Here is a 17,548-nt window from a genome sequence, read left to right on the forward strand (position 1 = left end):
GGTATCGGAGGCTCGTCTCCAGAGAGTCCTGGAGGGCCGACCGATGTCAGAAGTTCCTGATCCCCGTTTCGTGCTTCACCGCATCACGCCGTCGGAGTGGGTGATCAACGACCTGCGCTATCCCCAGAATGACCCGCGTCATGTCGTCGCCTGCGTGTACGAGCTCGCCGACACCGAGGTCGAGGTGACGTGGCTGCGCGACCTTCCGCTCGCGATCCGCTACGGAACCGCGTTCGAGGTCCTGGAGGAGGTCGAACGGATGCAGGGGGCGAGCCGCGCGACGCGGCCGATCGCGATCCCGCACCGTCCGCCGCTGCTGGCCACCTGAGCCGCACGAGTGTGAGAAAGGGCACCCCTCCGTCGAGGCGGTGCCCTTTCTCACGTCCGGCTCAGTCGTCGTCGCCGACGACCGCCGCGCGGTCGGCGTCGGCGCTATCGATCTGGGCGTCGTCCGCGTCCTCGTCGAGCACCTCTTCGCCGTCGACTTCACGCGTGGGGACCTCTTCTGCGTCTCCATCTCCGTCCGCGATCGGCGGGAGGGGCGGGATCGGGGGAGTCGTGTTGGACATGTCGTCTCCTTTCATCGGATGCACTCTGTCTACGCGGGCACGCGCACGCGGGGGAGACCGTTGACGAGCGGTGGCGGGGGCGGCTACGGAGGCCGCTTCGATTTCAAGAGGCGGGAGGTGTGCCGCCGCCTCCCGGGCCGCCGCTCATGCCGGACCCGGCCTGCTGTCTGACGCTGTTCGCATAGTCATTGGTCGGATCGCGGTAGATGGTGTGCACGTGCCCCCAGCCCGATGTCGTCACCCCCTCGACGTCGGCGCCCGCGGAGCCCTGCTGCGCCTGGAAGGCGACGTACACCTTCGGGCCGGAGATCGAGAAGTCGATGCCGTTCCCGGTGCTCATGTCGTACGTCGTCGCCCCGGACCAGGCGATGACGGTGTCGTCCAGCGTCTCCTCGATCTCGGCCAGTGCGGCGGCCGTGGTCTCCTCGTCGCTCATCCCGGCCCAGTTCGCGATGAGCTGGAGCAGCAGGTCTCGCTGCTCGTCGGAGAGGTCGGCCCCGGACAGCCCGGCTCCGCTGGCGAAATCGCACGTGTCGCCCGGTGCGCACATGCTCACGTCGCCGGAGGTCAACGTGGCCTGCTGGTCGGCGGTGAGGCTGTCGAAGAACGCGAAGGCGTCCGTGTAGATCCCGTCGAACGGCTGCACCTCCTCGCCGTGCTCGTTCGTGTAGACGGCGGGCTGGACGCCGAGGTGCGTGGGAGCGAACGTGATCGCGTCGGCGTCGCCGTCCAGCGTGGCGTTGATACCGAGGTGGTGCCCCCCGAACTGCACCTCGAAGGCGCTGTCGGTCGCCGTCGGATCGCCGAAGAAGGCGATGTAGTACTGCCCGAGGGAATCCTCGGTGCTGCTGCTGTTCTCGGCGAGGTACTCGTCTCCCCCCATGATCCCGGTGACGGTCGTGTAGGCCTCGTCGCTGAGCAGCGCCTCCATCACGGAAAGGGCCGCGGTCCGCTGCTCCTCCGTCAGGTCGGCGAGGTTCAGACCGGCTCTCTGCACGAAGGTCACCGGGAAGTTCGACCAGGATGTCGTCTTCGTCTCGTCGTCGAAGTCGTACAGCAGGGCCTCCCGCTGCTCGTCGGTCAGCGTGGCGAGGAAAGCCTCGGCGGCGGCGGACGTGTCGGCGATCGTCTCCGCGGTCGATCCGGCGTCTGTCGACGCGGCGGTTGAGGTCGCGGCGGACGATGACGCGGAGGTCGTCGGTTCGGCGGTCGTGGCTGCCGCGCAGCCGCTCAAGACGAGGCCGCCCGCGAGGACGAGGCCGGAGAGCCAGGCGAGGCGTTTCGTTGCGGGAGAGGTTGTCGTGTTCATGGCATCAAGCTAGGGAGACGGCCGATGCGGACTCTTTGCGCCTTCGATGCCCTTCCTATGAGATGCGCCGTTTTCGTGTTCTCGGATGACCGGGTCTTCATCCGCACGGGGGAGCGTGGAGGTGTGAGCACAACCAGCCGACCGATTCCCGCATCATGTACGAGCTCCAGGGTCTGAGTGGGGACTCAGGCATTCGCATGCGGGGAGGGTCGGGGCTCCCTCCCGCGTTCTCACCGGGGGCCGCCTCAGACGGCTTCTGTATGCGCTGGCTTCGTCGGGACGACCGCCACCGGTGCGTTCCAGCTCGGCGTGAGCCTGCTGAGCAACCGATAACCGGCATTCCACGACCATTCGAGAGGACCGCGGGCGAATCGACGCCGCCACAGACTCGCGAACACCACGACGATCGTGGCGACGATCGCGTAGCAGGCGACGACCTTTCCGATCTCCCAGCTGTCCGGGATGAGGCGATCGAGATTCAGCGCCCAGTCGGAGAAGAAGAAGGTGGCGACGATGTTCTGGCCGACATAACAGGTCAAGGCCATCCTGCCCACATCTTCCAGCCGTGTGCCGGCCCAGCCGATCCGGCGCCTCTGGTAGAACATGACCACGACGGCGAGGATGCCGAAGCTGATAGCTGTGGCGACGAAGTAGCGGCCGAAGTTCCCGGGCGGATGGGGAACCACTTCCGGCACGAGCAGCACTGCCAGCTCGTACGCCGCTGCAACGAAGCCGACGATCATGAGCATCGTTCGGATTCTGCGCCCTCGCGGCTCCAGGACGCCGGCGCGAAGCAACATGGCGCCGATGAGGAACAGAGCGATCCCCATGGGCAGGATGAAGACGGCCTCACCGCGGTAGTCCCAGAAATCGGTGACCCGCGCGACGACGCCGGACCACCAGGTTTCCAGCTCCGCACTCTCTCCGACCGGCTCTGTGATGCTGCGAAGCACTCCGGTGTCCTCTGTCTCCCCCGCGGGTGTGGTCGAAGGGGCCCACTCGCCTGTGGCGAGTGCGACCCCGCCCGGGAGGGGAACGGAGATGCCCAGGACCGGCAAGGTGAGGAGGACCAAGTGCACGGTCAGCGCGACGCCCAGCACCACCCGCTGCACGCCCCGCGAGGTCGACAGGATGTACGCGACGACGAGACCCGTCACGGCGTACGCCATCAGGACATCCCATTGGAACAGCAGGATGTAGTGCAGCACGCCGTCGAGCAGGAGCAGGACGCCCCGCCAGATGTACACGAGCGGCCACCGTCGGTGTCGGCGCAAGGCGGCGTCCTGCTGGATGGCGAGACCGATCCCGAACATGATCGTCAAGAGGCCGAGGAACTTCCCGTTCGTCAGCCCGCTGAGAAGGGTGGCGGCGAAGCTCGTGCCGATGTCGACGTCCACGAACAGGAAGATGTTCGTTCCGAGCGTGCCGAGGATGGCGATGCCGCGCAGAATGTCCAACGAACGGTGGCGCCCGTCGTTCGCGGTAACGGTTGCGGTGTCGTGCGCGGCGGGGATGGTTGTCACTGTTATCTCCTTTGGGGCCGAGAGCGAGGGGTGCGGGGCGACCGCGTCACCCGGTGAGGGCGATCGTCGGGGGGAGCCGTGCTGCGCGGATCGCCGGGTACAAGCCGGCGATCGCCCCGATGACGAGCGTCGCGCCGATGGCGGCGACGAAGACGACGGGAGGGATGGAGAGCAGCCAGCCGTTGGCGACGGCGAACACCGCCGTGACCCCGAGGCCGATCACGGAGCCGGCTACCCCGCCGAGGAAGGAGAGGATGAGCGCCTCGGTGACGAACTGCACCCGGATGTGTGCGCGGGTGGCGCCGAGTGCTCGCCGGAGCCCGATCTCTCGGCGTCGCTCCAGGACCGAGATGATCATCGTGTTCGCCACACCGATCCCGCCCACGAGCAGCGCGACGGAGCCGAGCCCGACGAGGAGGCCCGTGAAAGCCTGATCCGTGGCTTGCTTGGCGGCGAGGGCGTCTGAGGGACGGCTGACAGCGACCTGCCCGGGGTTTTCCGGATTCGCCGCCGACGGCAGAAGGTCACGGACGCGGTCGACGTTCTCGTCCGCCGAACGCTCGAAGATCGTGCTCGGAATCGCCTCGTGGTCGAAGAGGGTCCGTGCATTCTGCGGGCCGATCAGCACGAGGCTGTCGAGCTCAGGAGCGAGGACGACAGGCTCCAGAATGCCGATCACGGTGTGATACTCGCCTCCGATGAGCACCTGCGTCCCCGGCGTGGTGATTCCGAGGCGCTGTGCGGCGTCCGCGCCGAGGACGGCTGCGGGGTATGCGCCGGAGGCCTCGTTCAACCACCCTCCCGATCTGATGCGTCCGCCGACCGTCTGCAAGAGGTCCTCACTGGCGGTCGCCACCGAGAGGCCGCCGGTGTTGGCCGGGTCGATGTGCTCGTTTCGGTAGACGGGCGTGTCCTTCACAGTGCTGAGCTGCGCGACATCGGTCACGCCCGGAAGCCGTTTGATCGACGCTGCCGCTGTCTGCGGCAGCTCTGCTTCTTTGCCGGCGATGTCCTTGCCTGCGCTGACCGTGAGGAGGTTGGTTCCCAGGCGTTCGAACTCGGCGTTCAACCGCGCCTGACCGGAGGTGGAGAGTCCGACGACCGCGATCATCGCCGCGATGCCGATCGCGATGCCGAGCGCGGAGAGGATCACGCGGGTGGGGCGGGATCGCAGTCCGCTGTAGCCGAGGGCGACGACATCTCGCCAGCGAAGCGAGGAACGTTCGTTCATGCGGAGTCCTGACCTTTCCGATCTGTGCCGCGCGTGTCCTCCGTGAGGAGTCCGTCGCGGATGCGCACCCGTCGGGGGAGCTGCTGCGCGAGGGCGTCGTCGTGCGTGATCACGACGATCGTGGTGCCACCGGTATTCAGGCGGTGGAGGAGCTGGACGATGCCGATCCCAGTGCGGGTATCCAGATTTCCCGTCGGCTCGTCGGCGAGGAGCAGGGTGGGTTGCGCGACCAGTGCACGCGCGATGGCGACCCGCTGCCGCTCACCTCCGGAGAGCTGATGAGGCTTGTTGTCGAGGCGGTGCCCCAGCTCCACATCGATCAGCGCCGCGGTCGCTCGCGACAGACGCTCGCGCTCCGGGACGCCCTGGTACAGCAGGCCGTCGGCGACGTTCTCCCGCGCGGAGCGACCCTCCGCGAGATGGAACTGCTGGAACACGAACCCGATTCGATGCGCGCGCAACCCGGCGAGCTCGTCGTCGCTCAGGCCGGCGATGTCACGCCCCTCGATCGACGCGGTGCCGCTCGTCGGCAGATCGAGGGATCCCAGGATGTTCAGCAACGTCGACTTTCCCGATCCGCTGGGCCCGACGATCGCGACGAACTCGCCATCGTCGATGCGCAGGGAGACGCCGCGGAGAGCCTGTACCGGGGGACTTCCGTAGCTGCGGGTGATGTCTTCGAGCTCGATGACCGTCGTCATCCCGGCACCACCACATCGTCGCCCGCGGAGAGCTTTCCGTCGGTGACCTCGACCATGCCGTTCGCGAAACGGCCGGTCGAGACGGGAACGGTCCGCGTCTTGCCGCCGCTGTAGACCTCGACGGCGAAGGCGCCCGGCTTGATCGCCAGGAGGGCGCCTACCGGGACCTGGAGCACGTCCTCTTCACCGGGGGTCGTGATGGTCAATTGCGCTGTCAGTGGAGCGAGCGCGGCGACGGCAGCGGGATCGTCCGGCTTCACCGTGAGGGGAATGAGGAGCTGTTTCTTCCCCTCGACGTCCTTCTCGACCGCGCGTCCCACCGTCGAGACGGTGCCGGTACTCGTGCCCCCGCCTGGCAGAGCGATCTCGACCTTCGCCCCCACCGCCACCGCCCCCTGTTGCGACACCGGGAGCTGCGCGGTGAGGACCGGATCGGGACTGCTCCGGGTGTAGATCGGCGTACCGGGCGTGACATGGTCGCCGACCGTCGCCTTGTGAGCGCCGACGCGGACGTCGGTGGCGGAGAAAACGATCCGGCCGAGCGGGACGATGCCGTCCTGCGGAAGCCCTACGGACTTCTGCCAGGCCTTGAGATTCATCTCGGTGACGGCGGTGAACCGCTCGTCGACGGTCAGGTTCCGGCCGAATCCCATGTCGGTGAGGTTCTGCTCCAGCTGCCGGACGTCCGGACCGTCGGACATCCCTCGGGAGAAGTCGCGCCAGGCTGGCAACGCGCCCCGGAAGAGGACCACCGGGGCGTTCGCCACGCGGTAGAGCTCTCGTCCCGCGCTCACGACCGTGTCCGGAGCGGGAAGCGCCGTCAGCGCCCCATCGACCCCTGCCGTCAGATCGCGTGATCCGCCGAAGCCGATCGTTCCGGGCGTCCGTATCGAAGACGACAGCGGGCTCGAGGTCACCGGTGTGGTCTGCGGAGCGGCGGCGGCCGTCGAGGGCGTGGAGGCCTGAGAAGCGTTCCACCAGACGAAGCCGGCTCCGCAGGCCAGAGCGGATGCCAGGACGACGGCGATGATCACGGTGGTACGGCGACGAGACGGGTTGCCGTGGGAGCTGTTGTCGAGAGCGGTCATGCTCACTGTCCTTCGGTGGTGAGGCACTTCTCGATCGCCTCTTCGCTCGCGTCGGCGGGAACCCCGAACGCCTCGCCCGGCTTCGGGTCTTCGACGTCGTATCCCTCGTCCCGGAGGCACTGCGCACTCTTCAGCTGCTGTTCCTGCACGGCCTGTCCGGTGTCGCCCGTCGCGGCGGGGGGCGGGCCCAGCTTCTTCTCGCAGGTCTCCGCCGCGGCGGTGTATGCCTCCTCATCGCCGAGGTTGAGGTCGACGGACCCGTCCTCGCTCGGGTCGGACTGGTCGATGCCCTCGCCGCGCAGGCACTCGGCGAACTTCAGCTGCCATTCTTGGAACGCCTTGTCGGGTGACGAGGCCTCGGACTCGGCCTGCCCTGTCGATTCTGAAGGCTGCGCAGTGGAGCTCGCACTCGGGGACGAGCAGGCGGCTAGGGCCGCGAGCATCGCGACTCCGACGCCCGCGAGGACTCCGGCTCGAATGCGGCGTGTCGAGAAACGGGTGAACATGAGATGACCTCCTCAGTCAGTGAATCGAGATGTCTCGATTGCAGCGAAGGGGACGTTGCGGTCGTGTAAGCCGGACTTTTACGTGTTCTTTACGGTCGATGTGATGCACTGGGGGAATCACCGTGACTGTTCCGGCTGGGTAACGGGACACTCACAGGAGGGGAGGCAGTGTGCGAGTTCTGTTGGTCGAGGACGACTCTGCGCTCGGGGAAGCGGTACGGCACGGACTGAGTCTGGAAGGCTTCGCGGTCGATCTGGTCACCGACGGGACTGATGCTCTGCACGCCGTGGAGGTGACTCCGTACGACGCTCTGGTTCTCGACCGCGACATCCCCGGGGTGCATGGCGACGAGGTGTGCGCGCGTCTCGCGGCTCTGCCCGACTCGCCGCCGATACTCATGCTCACGGCGGCGGCCACCCTGACCCAGCGTGTGTCGGGTTTCGAGCTCGGTGCGGACGATTACCTGCCGAAGCCGTTCGAGTTCTCCGAGTTGGTCGTCCGGCTGCGCGCGCTCGGTCGTCGACCGACTGCAGCCATCCCGCCGGTGCTCTCTCGGAGCGGTGTCGAGCTCGACCTCTTCCGTCGCACGGTTCGACGTCAAGGTGCCAGCATCAGGCTCACCCGCAAAGAGCAGGCGGTCCTGGAAGTCCTGCTTCGTGCGGACGGCGGTGTCGTCAGCGCTGAGCAACTCCTCGACAAGGCATGGGACGAGAACGCCAATCCGTTCACGAACACGATCAGGGTGACCATCAGCTCCCTGCGCAAGAAACTCGGTGAGCCCTGGGTGATCGAGACGATCCCAGGGAGCGGGTACCGGATCATCGACCAGGCCGACGAGATCTCCTGATGCCTCTCCGCCGCGTCCGCCAGAGGCTGCCCTACCGTGTCCAGCTCGCCATCGCGTTCGGGGCGACCGCACTCGGAGCCGGGCTCCTGGTGATGACCCTGCTGTACGCGTTCCTCCGCTACGTTCCCAGCTACCTCATCACGCCGATCGATCCCTCGGAAACCTCCGTGGTCGGCGAGACGACCTCGGATGGCGGGGGAGGCGAGGGCGGCATCAACATCACCGATGTCTCGAGTCTTCTCGACACGGTCCTGTGGGCGGGGATCGCCATCCTCCTGCTGCTGTCGGCGGTCGCGGCCGCATTCGGGTGGTTCATCGCGGGACGGATGCTCGCGCCGCTGTCACACGTCGGGGAGGCCGCGCGCAAAGCCGGCGAAGGCACCCTCAGCCACCGGATCGCGCTGACCGGTCCTCGTGACGAGATCCGCGACCTCGCCGACACCTTCGATCGCACGCTCGACCGGCTGGAACACGCCTTTCACGCCCACGAGCGCTTCACCGCGAACGTGGCTCACGAACTCCGCACGCCGTTGACGACTGCGAAGACACTGCTGGACGTGGCATCCGCATACCCCGAAGCCACCGAACCGACGCGACTCGTCCAGCAGCTCAAGTCCAACAACGATCGCAATATCGAACTCGTGCAGGCTCTGCTCGCGCTGACCGAGCTCGAGCGGCCGGCGCCGTCGTCGGACGACATCGACCTCGCTGATCTCGTCCATGAGGTGGCTCAGGAAACCATCCCCGGTTCGAGGCCGACGACGATGGATCTGCGCGCCGCGCCCACCCGGGCGGATGCCGTCCTCGCGAGACTGCTCGTGCACAATCTGGTCCAGAACGCCCTGCGGCACAACGATGACCGTGCGGTCATCGAGATCACCACTCGCGAGGCCGAGGGCCAGAGCACGATCCGCATCGAGAACACCGGCGCGGTCCTCACCCTCGATGAGGTGAGCAGGCTCTCCGAGCCGCTGTACCGCCCCGACCGCTCGTCGCAGGAAGGCCATGGGCTCGGACTCGCGATCGTCGAATCGATCGCCAGGGCACAGGGCGCATCGCTCGCGCTGGAACCCCGTCCGGGAGGCGGCCTGATCGCGACGGTCTCCTTCCGCGCAGCCGGCCATACGATCTGATCGCGGCGGGGTGAACGCAGGCTCGCGCGCGGGGCAGGCAGTTAGGGCAAGAAGAACCTGATGCGGCGTGACGGCCGGATCTCGCGGGATGCCACGGGCTCAAGAAACACGAAAACCCCCGGCGAACCGAGGGTTTTTCGTGGACCTGAGGGGACTCGAACCCCTGACCCCCTGCATGCCATGCAGGTGCGCTACCAGCTGCGCCACAGGCCCAGACGCTGCTCCGGAGTGCTCCGGGCAACGTGAAAACACTACTACACGAATCCGCATCCGCACCAATCGGGACGGGCGGCCCGGGCGCGTCGGTGCGCGAGGAACATCCGGAGGAGCGACGGCGTTCGATCCATCGTGAGCACTCTCGACAGCATCGTGATCGGCGCCGGCCAGGCCGGGCTGTCCGCGTCGTTCCACCTGCGCCGCCGCGGGATCGAGCACGTCGTTCTGGATGCCGATGCTCGGGCCGGGGGAGCATGGCAGCACCGGTGGGACGCCCTCACGATGCGCGACGTGCACGGGGTCGCCGAGCTCCCGGGAGACGCCGCGCCGCCACGGGACGAGCGCCGGGCCAATATCGCGGTGCCGGAGTACTTCGCCGCGTACGAGAAGGCCCACGATCTGCCGGTGCTGCGGCCGGTGCACGTCCGTCGAGTCCACGATGACGACGGGGTTCTCGTCGTGCAGGCCGACGAGGGGGAGTGGCGCACCCGCACCCTGGTCAACGCGACCGGGACCTGGACGCAACCCTTCATCCCTCACTACCCGGGGATGGAGACGTTCCTCGGGGAGCAGTTCCACACCGTGGACTACCCGGGGCCGGAGCACTTCCTGGGCAAGCGGGTCCTGGTCGTCGGCGGCGGTGCGTCCGCCGTGCAGTTCCTCGGTGCCCTCGCCCCCCTCACGGAGACGCTGTGGGTCACCCGTCGCCCTCCCGTCTGGCGCGACGACGACTTCACGCCGGAAGCCGGCGCTGCTGCCGTCGCGCTCGTCGAGAAGCGTGTGGCGGCCGGCCTGCCCCCGGAGAGCGTGGTCAGTGTGACGGGTCTCATGCTGCGCCCCCAGGAACGGGAAGCGGAGCGTCTCGGGGCGTATGCCGACCGTCGCCCGCTCTTCCAGCGGATCGAGCCCGATGGTGTGCGGTGGGCCGACGGATCGTTCGAACGCGTGGACGTGATCCTGTGGGCGACGGGGTTCCGACCCGCGATCGGCCACCTCGCTCCGCTTCATCTGCGCAGCGCCGCCGGCGGGATCCAGCTCGACCGCGGAGGTCGCGGCACGACGGCGGTGGCGGATCCGCGCGTGCAGCTCGTCGGCTATGGGCCTTCCGCGAGCACGATCGGCGCGAACAGGGCAGGAAGGGCCGCGGCCGCCGGCGTCGTTCACGCTCTGGCGGAAGCAGGAGCGGCAGTCTCCTCCTGACCGGTTCGTCCGTGGGGGTCGCCGATGAATACGCTGGGAGGCATGCTGCGCATCATCCTGACCGTCGTCTGGCTGCTGCTGTCCGCCTGGCTCGTGGTGTGGGTGGGCGAGGGCTTGTTCGGGGTGAACCAGCGCGAGTCGATCCTTCCGTTCGCGAGCGACGACGGTCCCGGCGGTCCGATCGTGATCGGCGTCGCCTGGGGCCTGCTCCTCACCTTCGGCGGGTCGATGTCGGGCCTGGCGCGGCGCAAGAAGGTCCGCGGTCCGGCGCAGATCGGCGTCGGAACCATCGTCGAGATGTCGCGCACCGGCGTGACGGTGAACGATGTGCCCCAGTACGACCTCTTCATCCGTGTCAGCCCGAGCGTCGGCGACGACTTCATCGGGCAGCTGCGCATGCTGCTCGATGCCGGCGACGTCGGAGCGCTGCAGGTCGGACAGCCCGTCCCCGTCCGCTACAGCGTCGAGGATCCGGACACCGTCGAACTCGCCGATCTCAGTGACCCGAGCGTCCGAGAGGCGATGCTGCAGTGGCGCATCGATCGCGGCCTCATCGATCCGTCCCAGGTCCGCGCGCGCACGACGGGGACCCAGGTTCCCGCCTCTGTCGTCGAGGTCCGTCCGACCGGGCGGCGTCGCGAGGGGCAGAGCGAGCTCGCGCTGAAGGTGCTGGTGGCCCCGGAGGGCGCGGAGCCATGGGAGGCTGACACCACCGTGTTCGTCTACCCGCAGGCCGTCTCGCGGCTGCAGGTGGGGGCTCCCGTCTGGGCCTTCTATCGGCGGGAGGACCCGCACACCGTCGCCGTCACCATCGAGAAGGAGGCGGGCCGATGAACCCCCTGGACACGCTGATGTGGCTGGTCAACTTCCCTGCCGCGCACGGCTACACGATGGTCTTCATCGCGGCGTTCTCGATCCTCGGGCTGTTCGCGATGTCCGCGCGAGGCACGGGCGGAGGCGGCTCGCTGCGCGCCGTCCGCGAACGCGAGGGGCTGCTCCCCGCAGAGAGCCGATCCCGCGGCAACGTCGGCGGCACCGTGGTCCGGGTGATCTTCCGTGTCCTGGCTTTCGTGATGCTCGGCTCTCTCGTGATCGGTATCCTCAGCCTGACCGGGGTGCCCGTCACCCGCGCCTACATCTTCGAGAACGGCCGTCCGACCACGGGCACCGTCGACGGGGATTGGGTGACGTTCACGGCCGCGGACGGCACCGAGTACACCCTGGAGAGCGATTTCTTCACGCCCGCGGTGTACCCGGACCGCGACGTGTGGATCCCCAGCGAGGCACCCGTCGTCGTGCGCTACCTTCCCTCGCACCCGCAGGCGTTCGTCATCGACAGTTCGCAGACTCCAGGCTGACGTCCGTGAGGGCGCGTAGGGTGAAGGCATGTCGCGCATCCTCGTCTTCGGCGGCCACGGCCGCATCGCCCTGCTGCTCGCCCCTCTTCTCGTCGCCCGCGGCCACGAGGTCACGGGGGTGATCCGGAATCCGGACCATGTCTCCGAGGTCGAGGAGGGCGGAGCCATCGCTCTCGTCGCCGACATCGAGACCATGGACGTGGACGCCCTCGCCGAGATCATCCGCGGACACGACGCCGTCGTGTGGTCCGCGGGCGCCGGTGGGGGGAGCCCCGAGCGCACCTACGCGGTCGACCGCGACGCGGCCGAGCGTTCCATGGACGCGGCCGAGCGCGCGGGCGTGCGGCGGTACGTCATGGTGTCCTGGATCGGCTCCACGGCCGACCACGGCGTTCCGGAAGACGACTCCTTCTTCCCGTACGCGGACGCGAAGTGGGCGGCCGACGAGCACCTCCGCGCCTCCGATCTCGACGGGACGATCCTCGGCCCCGGCGCGCTCACCTTCGACGACCCGACCGGCCGTATCCGCATCGACCCCGAGGGACGCGGTGAGGTCTCCCGCGCCGACGTGGCGGCCGTCATCGTCGCTGCCCTCGAAGACCCGGGCACGATCGGGCGCACGATCCGCTTCGGCAACGGTGACGAGGAGACCTCGGTGCCGATCCCCGAGGCGCTCGCGCGCTGAGGGCGATGGATCGCAGAAGGTACCGGGGACCGTCGCTGCGACGCGGGGGCGCTGCCGCGTTCGTCGTGACCGCCCTCCTCGGCGCGGGCGCTGTCTCCCCGTCGGCGGCCGCGCCGTCGCCTTCGCCTGCAGACGTGGTGACGGTGCAGGCGGCCGAAACAGATGGTGTGCAAGAGCACGCCGCGGCGCTCGTCGCCGAGATGAGCACCGCCGAGCAGGCGTCCTCCATCGTCATGGGTCACATCGGCGGGACAGACCCCGCGGCGCTGCGTGCCTACATGGCGTCGGGCCTCGGCGGCTTCATCCTCATGGGCGGGAATATCCCGTCCACGGAGGTGGAACTCCGAACGCTGACGGATGCCCTGACGGTCGACCCGGCGCTTCCGCCGCTGATCGCGGTAGATCAGGAAGGTGGCATCGTCTCGCGGCTGCCCTGGGACACGTACCCGGCGTCCTCGACCCTGAAGAACCGCCCGGTCGACGAGACCGCGGCGGCGTTCGCGGCGCGCGGGGCGCTCGTCGCGCGTGCGGGGATCACGGTCGATTTCGGGACGGTCGCCGACGTCCCCGCCGACCCCGGCTCCTTCATCTTCGGTCGGGCCCTCGGAACCGATCCGCAGGGTGTCGCCGACCGCACCGCCGCCGCGACGGAGGCGCAGGAGCGGTTCGTCGCCTCGACGCTCAAACACTTCCCCGGCCACGGCGCGGCTCCGGGCGACTCGCATCACGCGATCCCGACCACGAATGTGTCGAAGGCGGCGTGGGAGCGCGCGGACGGCGTGCCTTTCGCTGCGGGCATCGAGGCCGGAGCTTCGCTGCTCATGTACGGGCATCTGGCCTACACCGCGGTGGACGCGCGTCCGGCCTCGCTGTCGGCCGAGTGGCATCGCATCGCTCGGGACGAGCTCGGTTTCGACGGCGTGGCCGTGACCGACGATCTCGGCATGCTGTTGTCCTCCGGGGACCCGGCGTACGCCGACCCGGTCGCGAACGGGGTCGCGGCGGTGGCCGCCGGCAACGATCTCGTGCTCATGATCGCGGGCTCGGATGCGCAGACCGCGGGCGAGATGGCCGCCGGGATCGCTGCGGCTGTCGATGATGGCACGCTCCCCGCCGACCGCGTGGCGGATGCCGCGACGCGCGTGCTCGCCCTGCGCCTGCAGCTCGCGGCCGCGTCGTCGTCGTGGTCCATCTGCGCGGACTGCGCCGCCGCGGGATGACCCTCAGGCCGCGGCGAACCCCGCGGGGCCGAGCCAGGCGGTGAGGAGGGCGCGGCGCAGAGCGGTGCCCCGCTCAGCGAAGCCCCGCTGACGCCGGACGTACTCCGCTTTGCCCCCCGGCGTCTCGATGCGGACCGGCTGGACGTCCCAGGCCGACAGATCGTACGGCGCCGCCTGCATATCCAGCAGCCGGATGTCCCGCGCGAGCTCGAAGGCATCGAGCAACAGCTCGCCGGGGATCAGCGGTCCGAGCTTCATCGCCCACTTGTAGAGGTCCATTCCGGCATGCAGGCAACCGGGCTGCTCGACCTGGGGCTGATCGATCCTCGTCAGCGCCGCCCGGTTGCGGGGCACCGCGTCCGGGGTGAAGAACCGAAAGGCGTCGAAGTGCGTGCATCGGAGGTCGTGCGCCTCGACCACCGCGTCCGTGCCCGCCTGCCCGAGCCGCAGGGGAACGGCATGCCGGTGTTCGTCCGCGCGATAGACCATCGCCCACTCATGCAGGCCGAAGCAGCCGAACTGTCCGGGTCGCGAGCCGGTGCGGCGCAGCATGAGGGACACGAGGCGGGCGAGCTCCGGCTTCTCCGCTGCGAAACGTGCGGCATCGGGCACCACGCCGCCGGGCGTGCTGCCGGGCGCGTACCAGCGCCACGTGGTCCGCTCGGGCGCATCCTGCAGTTCCACCCTTGCCCCGGGGTGCCAGCGGCGGAGGTGCGCGGGCTTGTATGAGTAGTACGTGAAGAGGAAGTCCCACACGGGGTGCTTCTCGCCACGGGCGATGCGGTCCCGGTGCGCTGCCGTCAGCGCATCGGCGCGCTCCTGATGCGCGCTTTCGCGCCGGAGCCACTCGTCACGCGTGAGGACCATGTCAGTGCAGGATGCCGACGTCGCCGAGCTGATCCCGCAGCCCCGCGCCGTCCTCTGCGCTCACCCACGGCACCTCGTCCGCCTCGTGAGATTCCATCTCTGCGCGGCCACCGGCGAGCACCGCCTCTGCCGGCAGCAGTCGCCGGATGGCGACGCCGGCGACAGCCTCGGGGTGCTCCTCCTGGAACTGCGTGTAGATGGACTCGTCATGCTGGCCGTCGTCGCCGATGAGGAGCCACTTCACATCCGGGAACTCGGTGGCCAGCCGTCGCAGGTTCGTGAGCTTGTGCTCGCGGCCGCTGCGGAACCAGCGGTCGTGCGTGGGGCCCCAGTCGGTCAGGAGGAGGGAGCCGGCGGGGAACAGATGCCGTCCGAGGAACCGGGACAGGGTGGGGGCGACGTTCCAGGCTCCGGTGGAGAGGTAGACCATGGGGGCGCCGGGGTGCTGTCGGAGGAGCTGGTCGAGCAGCACCGCCATTCCCGGCACCGGGATGCGTGCGTGCTCGTCGACGACGAAGGAGTTCCAGAAGGCGATGAAGGGCCGGGGGAGCGCCGTGACCATGACCGTGTCGTCGACGTCGGAGACGACGCCGAAACGGGTGCTCTCCGCCACGATGAAGGCGCGGGCCTCGATGGGCTCCTGCCCCTCGACCGTGATCGTGAACGTCTGCCAGCCGGGCTCGAGGTCCGCGCGGATGACGGTGTCGATGACGCCCCCACGGTCGGCGACGACCCGGTGCGTGCTGTCGCCGACATGGACGTCGACAGAGGCGAAGCCCACGGGGATCCCGACGAAGCTGCGCCAGCCGCGGATGCTCGCGGGTTCGCCGTCGCGGTTGCTCCGCTGCGGGGGGACGATGAGCACACGACCGAGGACGCGGACCCAGCCGGGACCGCCGTAGCCGGGGAAGGGCAGGACGGTGGCGTTCCGCCCGCGGCGGCGCGCTCGTCCCTCGCGCCACACGTGCAGGCGGTGCTCGAGACGGGCGAACCAGTGGATCCTGGGCGCCGGGGGTGCGGGGGCCATTGCCTCAGTCTTTCACGTCGGCGTCGGACTCCGCCGCCGGGGCCTCCAGATGACGAGCTTCCAGGCGGTGCAGCAGCCGCTTGCCCAGATAGGCGAGCACGAGGAACAGGGCGATGACCCCGACGAACAGGTAGCCGGCGAAGTGCACGCGGTCGACGAGTTCGCGGAAGCTGCCGGCGGCGAGCGAGGTGACGCTCACGTAGGCCGAGGCCCAGATGATGCATGCCGGGGTCGTCCAGGCCAGGAAGCGCCGATACGGGTACTCGCTCATACCGACCGTGAGGGGGACGAGCGAGTGGAGGACCGGGAGGAAGCGGGAGAGGAAGATGGCGATGCCGCCGCGCCGGGCGAGGTAGTTCTCCGCGCGCACCCAGTTGTGCTCGCCGATCCGCCGCCCGAGCCAGGAGGCGCGGATGTAGGGACCCAGCCAGCGGCCGAGCCAGAACCCGATGCTCTCGCCGATGAGGGCCCCGACGACCACGGCCACTCCCATCGCGATGCCCTCCAGGGGAGTGGCGACGCCCATCGAAGCGATGATGACGATGGTGTCGCCCGGGACGATGAGGCCGATGAGGATGCTCGTCTCCAGCATGACGGCGAGACCTGCGACCAGCGTGCGCGTGACCGGATCGATCGACTGCACGGTGTCGAGGAGCCAGAGCAGGAGGTCGTCCACCTCATGAGGATACGGGAGCGGCCCGGTCCTAGGCTGGAAAGGTGCCCGACCGCCTGAGCCCCCGACCGCTGCCGTCCTGGGTGGCGCCGGAGCGACTGTTCGCGGCGCTCAGCCAGCAGCACGCCGACGTGTTCTGGCTCGACGCGGGCTCCGACGCGACCGAGGGGTGGAGCTTCCTCGGCATCGGCGACGCGGAGGCGCTTCCCGAGAAGGTGCGCCTCGACGTCGGCTCCGTCGACGAGGGGCTACCGCCGTTCCGCGGGGGATGGGTCGGCTGGCGCGACTACGAGAGTGGTACGGCCCGCGCGGGGGCTCCGATCGCCGCGGAGCTCGAGCCGGACGCCCGGACGTGGCTGCGTGTGACCAGGGCCTTGGCCGTCGATCATGCCGCGCGTCAGCTGTGGCTGCTGGCCCCGGAGGAGGAGACGGACGAGGGGGAGCGCTGGCTGCAGAGTCTCCTGAACGCGTCCATCCCCGACGGGGCGACGCAACGGGCGGCGGAGGAGAAGCACACCGCCGAGGCCCGGCACACGCCCGACGCGTACGAGGAGCTCATCGATCGCTGCCGTGACCTCATCCGTGCGGGGATCGCTTACCAGCTCTGCCTCACGACGCGGTTCACCGTGCCCGGAGCGCACGACGCCGTCGCCGTGTACGGACGGCTCCGGGCGGCGACGCCGGCGCACCACGGCGGATTCCTGCGGATCGACGGGCGAGCACTCCTCAGTGCCAGCCCCGAGCAGTTCCTTCATGCGAGCGGGGGCATCATCCGGACCCGGCCCATCAAAGGCACCCGTCCGCGCGGAGCCGACGCGACGACCGATGCGGCGCTCGCCGCAGAGCTCGCCGCGGACCCGAAGGAGCGGGCCGAGAACGTCATGATCGTCGATCTCATGCGCAATGACCTGTCGCGGGTCTGCGTCCCTGGTTCGATCAGGGTCGAAGGGCTCTGGGTGGTGGAGAGCTACCCGGCGGTGCATCAGCTCGTCAGCACCGTCAGTGGCAGGGCCGCGGAGGGGACCACGGTCGGAGCGCTGCTGGAGGCGGCGTTCCCCGCCGGGAGCATGACCGGAGCTCCGAAGCTCTCGGCGATGACGCAGCTGCACGATCTCGAAGGAGGCCCGCGCGACATCTATGCCGGCTGCTTCGGCTATATCGGCGTGGACGGGGCGCTCGACCTCGCGATGGTCATCCGCAGCATCGTCGTCGACGCGGGGGCGGCATTCGTCGGCGCCGGCGGCGGGATCACCTGGGGATCGGTGCCCGCGGCCGAGGTCCGCGAGGTGGCGACGAAGGCCCGGGCGCCCCTCGCGGCACTGGGCGCGGAAATGCCCGCGACCTGGCGTTCCGATATCCTGAACTGATCCCGTTTTTTCCTTCAGATTGGTCGT

19 protein-coding genes and 1 tRNA gene are annotated in these 17,548 nt (G+C 69.0%); 9 read left to right on the forward strand and 11 right to left on the reverse strand.

The window, feature by feature from the left end; genetic code table 11:
• The first annotated feature begins 70 nt into the window (after window positions 1–70).
• Window positions 71–328 (forward strand): hypothetical protein, encoded by a 258-nt coding sequence (locus CYL12_RS02540; RefSeq protein ID WP_233486818.1) that lies wholly within the window; start codon window positions 71–73, stop codon window positions 326–328.
• A 61-nt stretch (window positions 329–389) separates the two neighbouring features.
• Here the strand turns inward: CYL12_RS02540 and CYL12_RS02545 are convergent, their stop codons facing one another.
• From CYL12_RS02545 to CYL12_RS02575, 7 genes are all read right to left on the reverse strand, one after another.
• Window positions 390–569 carry a hypothetical protein gene (locus CYL12_RS02545; RefSeq protein WP_101845252.1) on the reverse strand — a complete coding sequence of 60 codons (180 nt, stop codon included), beginning with the start codon at window positions 567–569 and terminating at the stop codon, window positions 390–392.
• Window positions 570–672: 103 nt separating this feature from the next.
• Window positions 673–1,878, reverse strand: a complete 1,206-nt coding sequence (locus tag CYL12_RS02550) for a DUF3500 domain-containing protein (RefSeq protein WP_101845254.1) — start codon at window positions 1,876–1,878, stop codon at window positions 673–675.
• Window positions 1,879–2,123: 245 nt separating this feature from the next.
• Complete coding sequence (locus tag CYL12_RS02555; protein ID WP_101845257.1) at window positions 2,124–3,401, reverse strand: DUF418 domain-containing protein; 1,278 nt, start codon at window positions 3,399–3,401, stop codon at window positions 2,124–2,126.
• A gap of 46 nt (window positions 3,402–3,447) precedes the next feature.
• Complete coding sequence (locus CYL12_RS02560) at window positions 3,448–4,632, reverse strand: ABC transporter permease (protein ID WP_101845259.1); 1,185 nt, start codon at window positions 4,630–4,632, stop codon at window positions 3,448–3,450.
• Window positions 4,629–5,333, reverse strand: coding sequence for an ABC transporter ATP-binding protein (locus tag CYL12_RS02565; RefSeq protein WP_101845261.1), 705 nt, complete (start codon window positions 5,331–5,333; stop codon window positions 4,629–4,631). The genes CYL12_RS02560 and CYL12_RS02565 overlap by 4 nt, the downstream gene beginning before the upstream one ends.
• Window positions 5,330–6,421 carry an efflux RND transporter periplasmic adaptor subunit gene (locus CYL12_RS02570; RefSeq protein ID WP_101845263.1) on the reverse strand — a complete coding sequence of 364 codons (1,092 nt, stop codon included), beginning with the start codon at window positions 6,419–6,421 and terminating at the stop codon, window positions 5,330–5,332. The genes CYL12_RS02565 and CYL12_RS02570 overlap by 4 nt, the downstream gene beginning before the upstream one ends.
• Window positions 6,422–6,423: 2 nt before the next feature.
• A complete protein-coding gene (locus CYL12_RS02575) occupies window positions 6,424–6,927 on the reverse strand; it encodes a hypothetical protein (RefSeq protein WP_101845265.1) in 504 nt (167 codons plus the stop codon).
• A gap of 170 nt (window positions 6,928–7,097) precedes the next feature.
• Here CYL12_RS02575 and CYL12_RS02580 point away from each other — a divergent pair, with 170 nt between their 5' ends.
• Window positions 7,098–7,775, forward strand: coding sequence for a response regulator transcription factor (locus CYL12_RS02580; RefSeq protein WP_101845267.1), 678 nt, complete (start codon window positions 7,098–7,100; stop codon window positions 7,773–7,775).
• Window positions 7,775–8,908, forward strand: a complete 1,134-nt coding sequence (locus tag CYL12_RS02585; RefSeq protein ID WP_101845269.1) for a sensor histidine kinase — start codon at window positions 7,775–7,777, stop codon at window positions 8,906–8,908. The genes CYL12_RS02580 and CYL12_RS02585 overlap by 1 nt, the downstream gene beginning before the upstream one ends.
• Before the next feature lie 140 nt (window positions 8,909–9,048).
• Here CYL12_RS02585 and CYL12_RS02590 read toward each other — a convergent pair.
• A tRNA-Ala gene (locus CYL12_RS02590) sits at window positions 9,049–9,121 on the reverse strand.
• Window positions 9,122–9,256: 135 nt separating this feature from the next.
• Between CYL12_RS02590 and CYL12_RS02595 the strand changes: the two genes are divergently transcribed.
• The 5 genes from CYL12_RS02595 (at window position 9,257) to CYL12_RS02615 (ending at window position 13,587) form a co-directional block, all read left to right on the forward strand.
• Window positions 9,257–10,324: a flavin-containing monooxygenase gene (locus CYL12_RS02595; RefSeq protein ID WP_101845271.1), complete on the forward strand. Its 1,068-nt coding sequence runs from the start codon at window positions 9,257–9,259 to the stop codon at window positions 10,322–10,324.
• Between the two features lie 42 nt (window positions 10,325–10,366).
• Window positions 10,367–11,158: a hypothetical protein gene (locus CYL12_RS02600; protein ID WP_101845273.1), complete on the forward strand. Its 792-nt coding sequence runs from the start codon at window positions 10,367–10,369 to the stop codon at window positions 11,156–11,158.
• Window positions 11,155–11,682 (forward strand): hypothetical protein, encoded by a 528-nt coding sequence (locus tag CYL12_RS02605; RefSeq protein WP_101845275.1) that lies wholly within the window; start codon window positions 11,155–11,157, stop codon window positions 11,680–11,682. The genes CYL12_RS02600 and CYL12_RS02605 overlap by 4 nt, the downstream gene beginning before the upstream one ends.
• A gap of 28 nt (window positions 11,683–11,710) precedes the next feature.
• Window positions 11,711–12,367 (forward strand): SDR family oxidoreductase, encoded by a 657-nt coding sequence (locus CYL12_RS02610; RefSeq protein ID WP_101845277.1) that lies wholly within the window; start codon window positions 11,711–11,713, stop codon window positions 12,365–12,367.
• Window positions 12,368–12,534: 167 nt separating this feature from the next.
• On the forward strand, window positions 12,535–13,587 hold the full coding sequence (locus CYL12_RS02615; RefSeq protein WP_233486819.1) for a glycoside hydrolase family 3 N-terminal domain-containing protein: 1,053 nt from the start codon (window positions 12,535–12,537) through the stop codon (window positions 13,585–13,587).
• 3 nt (window positions 13,588–13,590) lie between these two features.
• Here CYL12_RS02615 and CYL12_RS02620 read toward each other — a convergent pair whose 3' ends face one another.
• Genes CYL12_RS02620 through CYL12_RS02630 form a run of 3 tightly spaced genes read right to left on the reverse strand, consistent with a single transcriptional unit; the run spans window position 13,591 to window position 16,157 of the window.
• Window positions 13,591–14,454, reverse strand: coding sequence for a 3-methyladenine DNA glycosylase (locus tag CYL12_RS02620; protein ID WP_101845279.1), 864 nt, complete (start codon window positions 14,452–14,454; stop codon window positions 13,591–13,593).
• A 1-nt stretch (window position 14,455) separates the two neighbouring features.
• Window positions 14,456–15,481 carry an App1 family protein gene (locus tag CYL12_RS02625; RefSeq protein ID WP_101845281.1) on the reverse strand — a complete coding sequence of 342 codons (1,026 nt, stop codon included), beginning with the start codon at window positions 15,479–15,481 and terminating at the stop codon, window positions 14,456–14,458.
• 4 nt (window positions 15,482–15,485) lie between these two features.
• Window positions 15,486–16,157 (reverse strand): DedA family protein, encoded by a 672-nt coding sequence (locus CYL12_RS02630; protein WP_025104953.1) that lies wholly within the window; start codon window positions 16,155–16,157, stop codon window positions 15,486–15,488.
• Window positions 16,158–16,198: 41 nt separating this feature from the next.
• Between CYL12_RS02630 and CYL12_RS02635 the strand changes: the two genes are divergently transcribed.
• Window positions 16,199–17,521 carry an anthranilate synthase component I family protein gene (locus tag CYL12_RS02635; RefSeq protein ID WP_101845284.1) on the forward strand — a complete coding sequence of 441 codons (1,323 nt, stop codon included), beginning with the start codon at window positions 16,199–16,201 and terminating at the stop codon, window positions 17,519–17,521.
• Window positions 17,522–17,548: the final 27 nt, after the last annotated feature.

The organism is Zhihengliuella sp. ISTPL4 (genome assembly GCF_002848265.1).
Classification (GTDB): domain Bacteria; phylum Actinomycetota; class Actinomycetes; order Actinomycetales; family Microbacteriaceae; genus Microbacterium.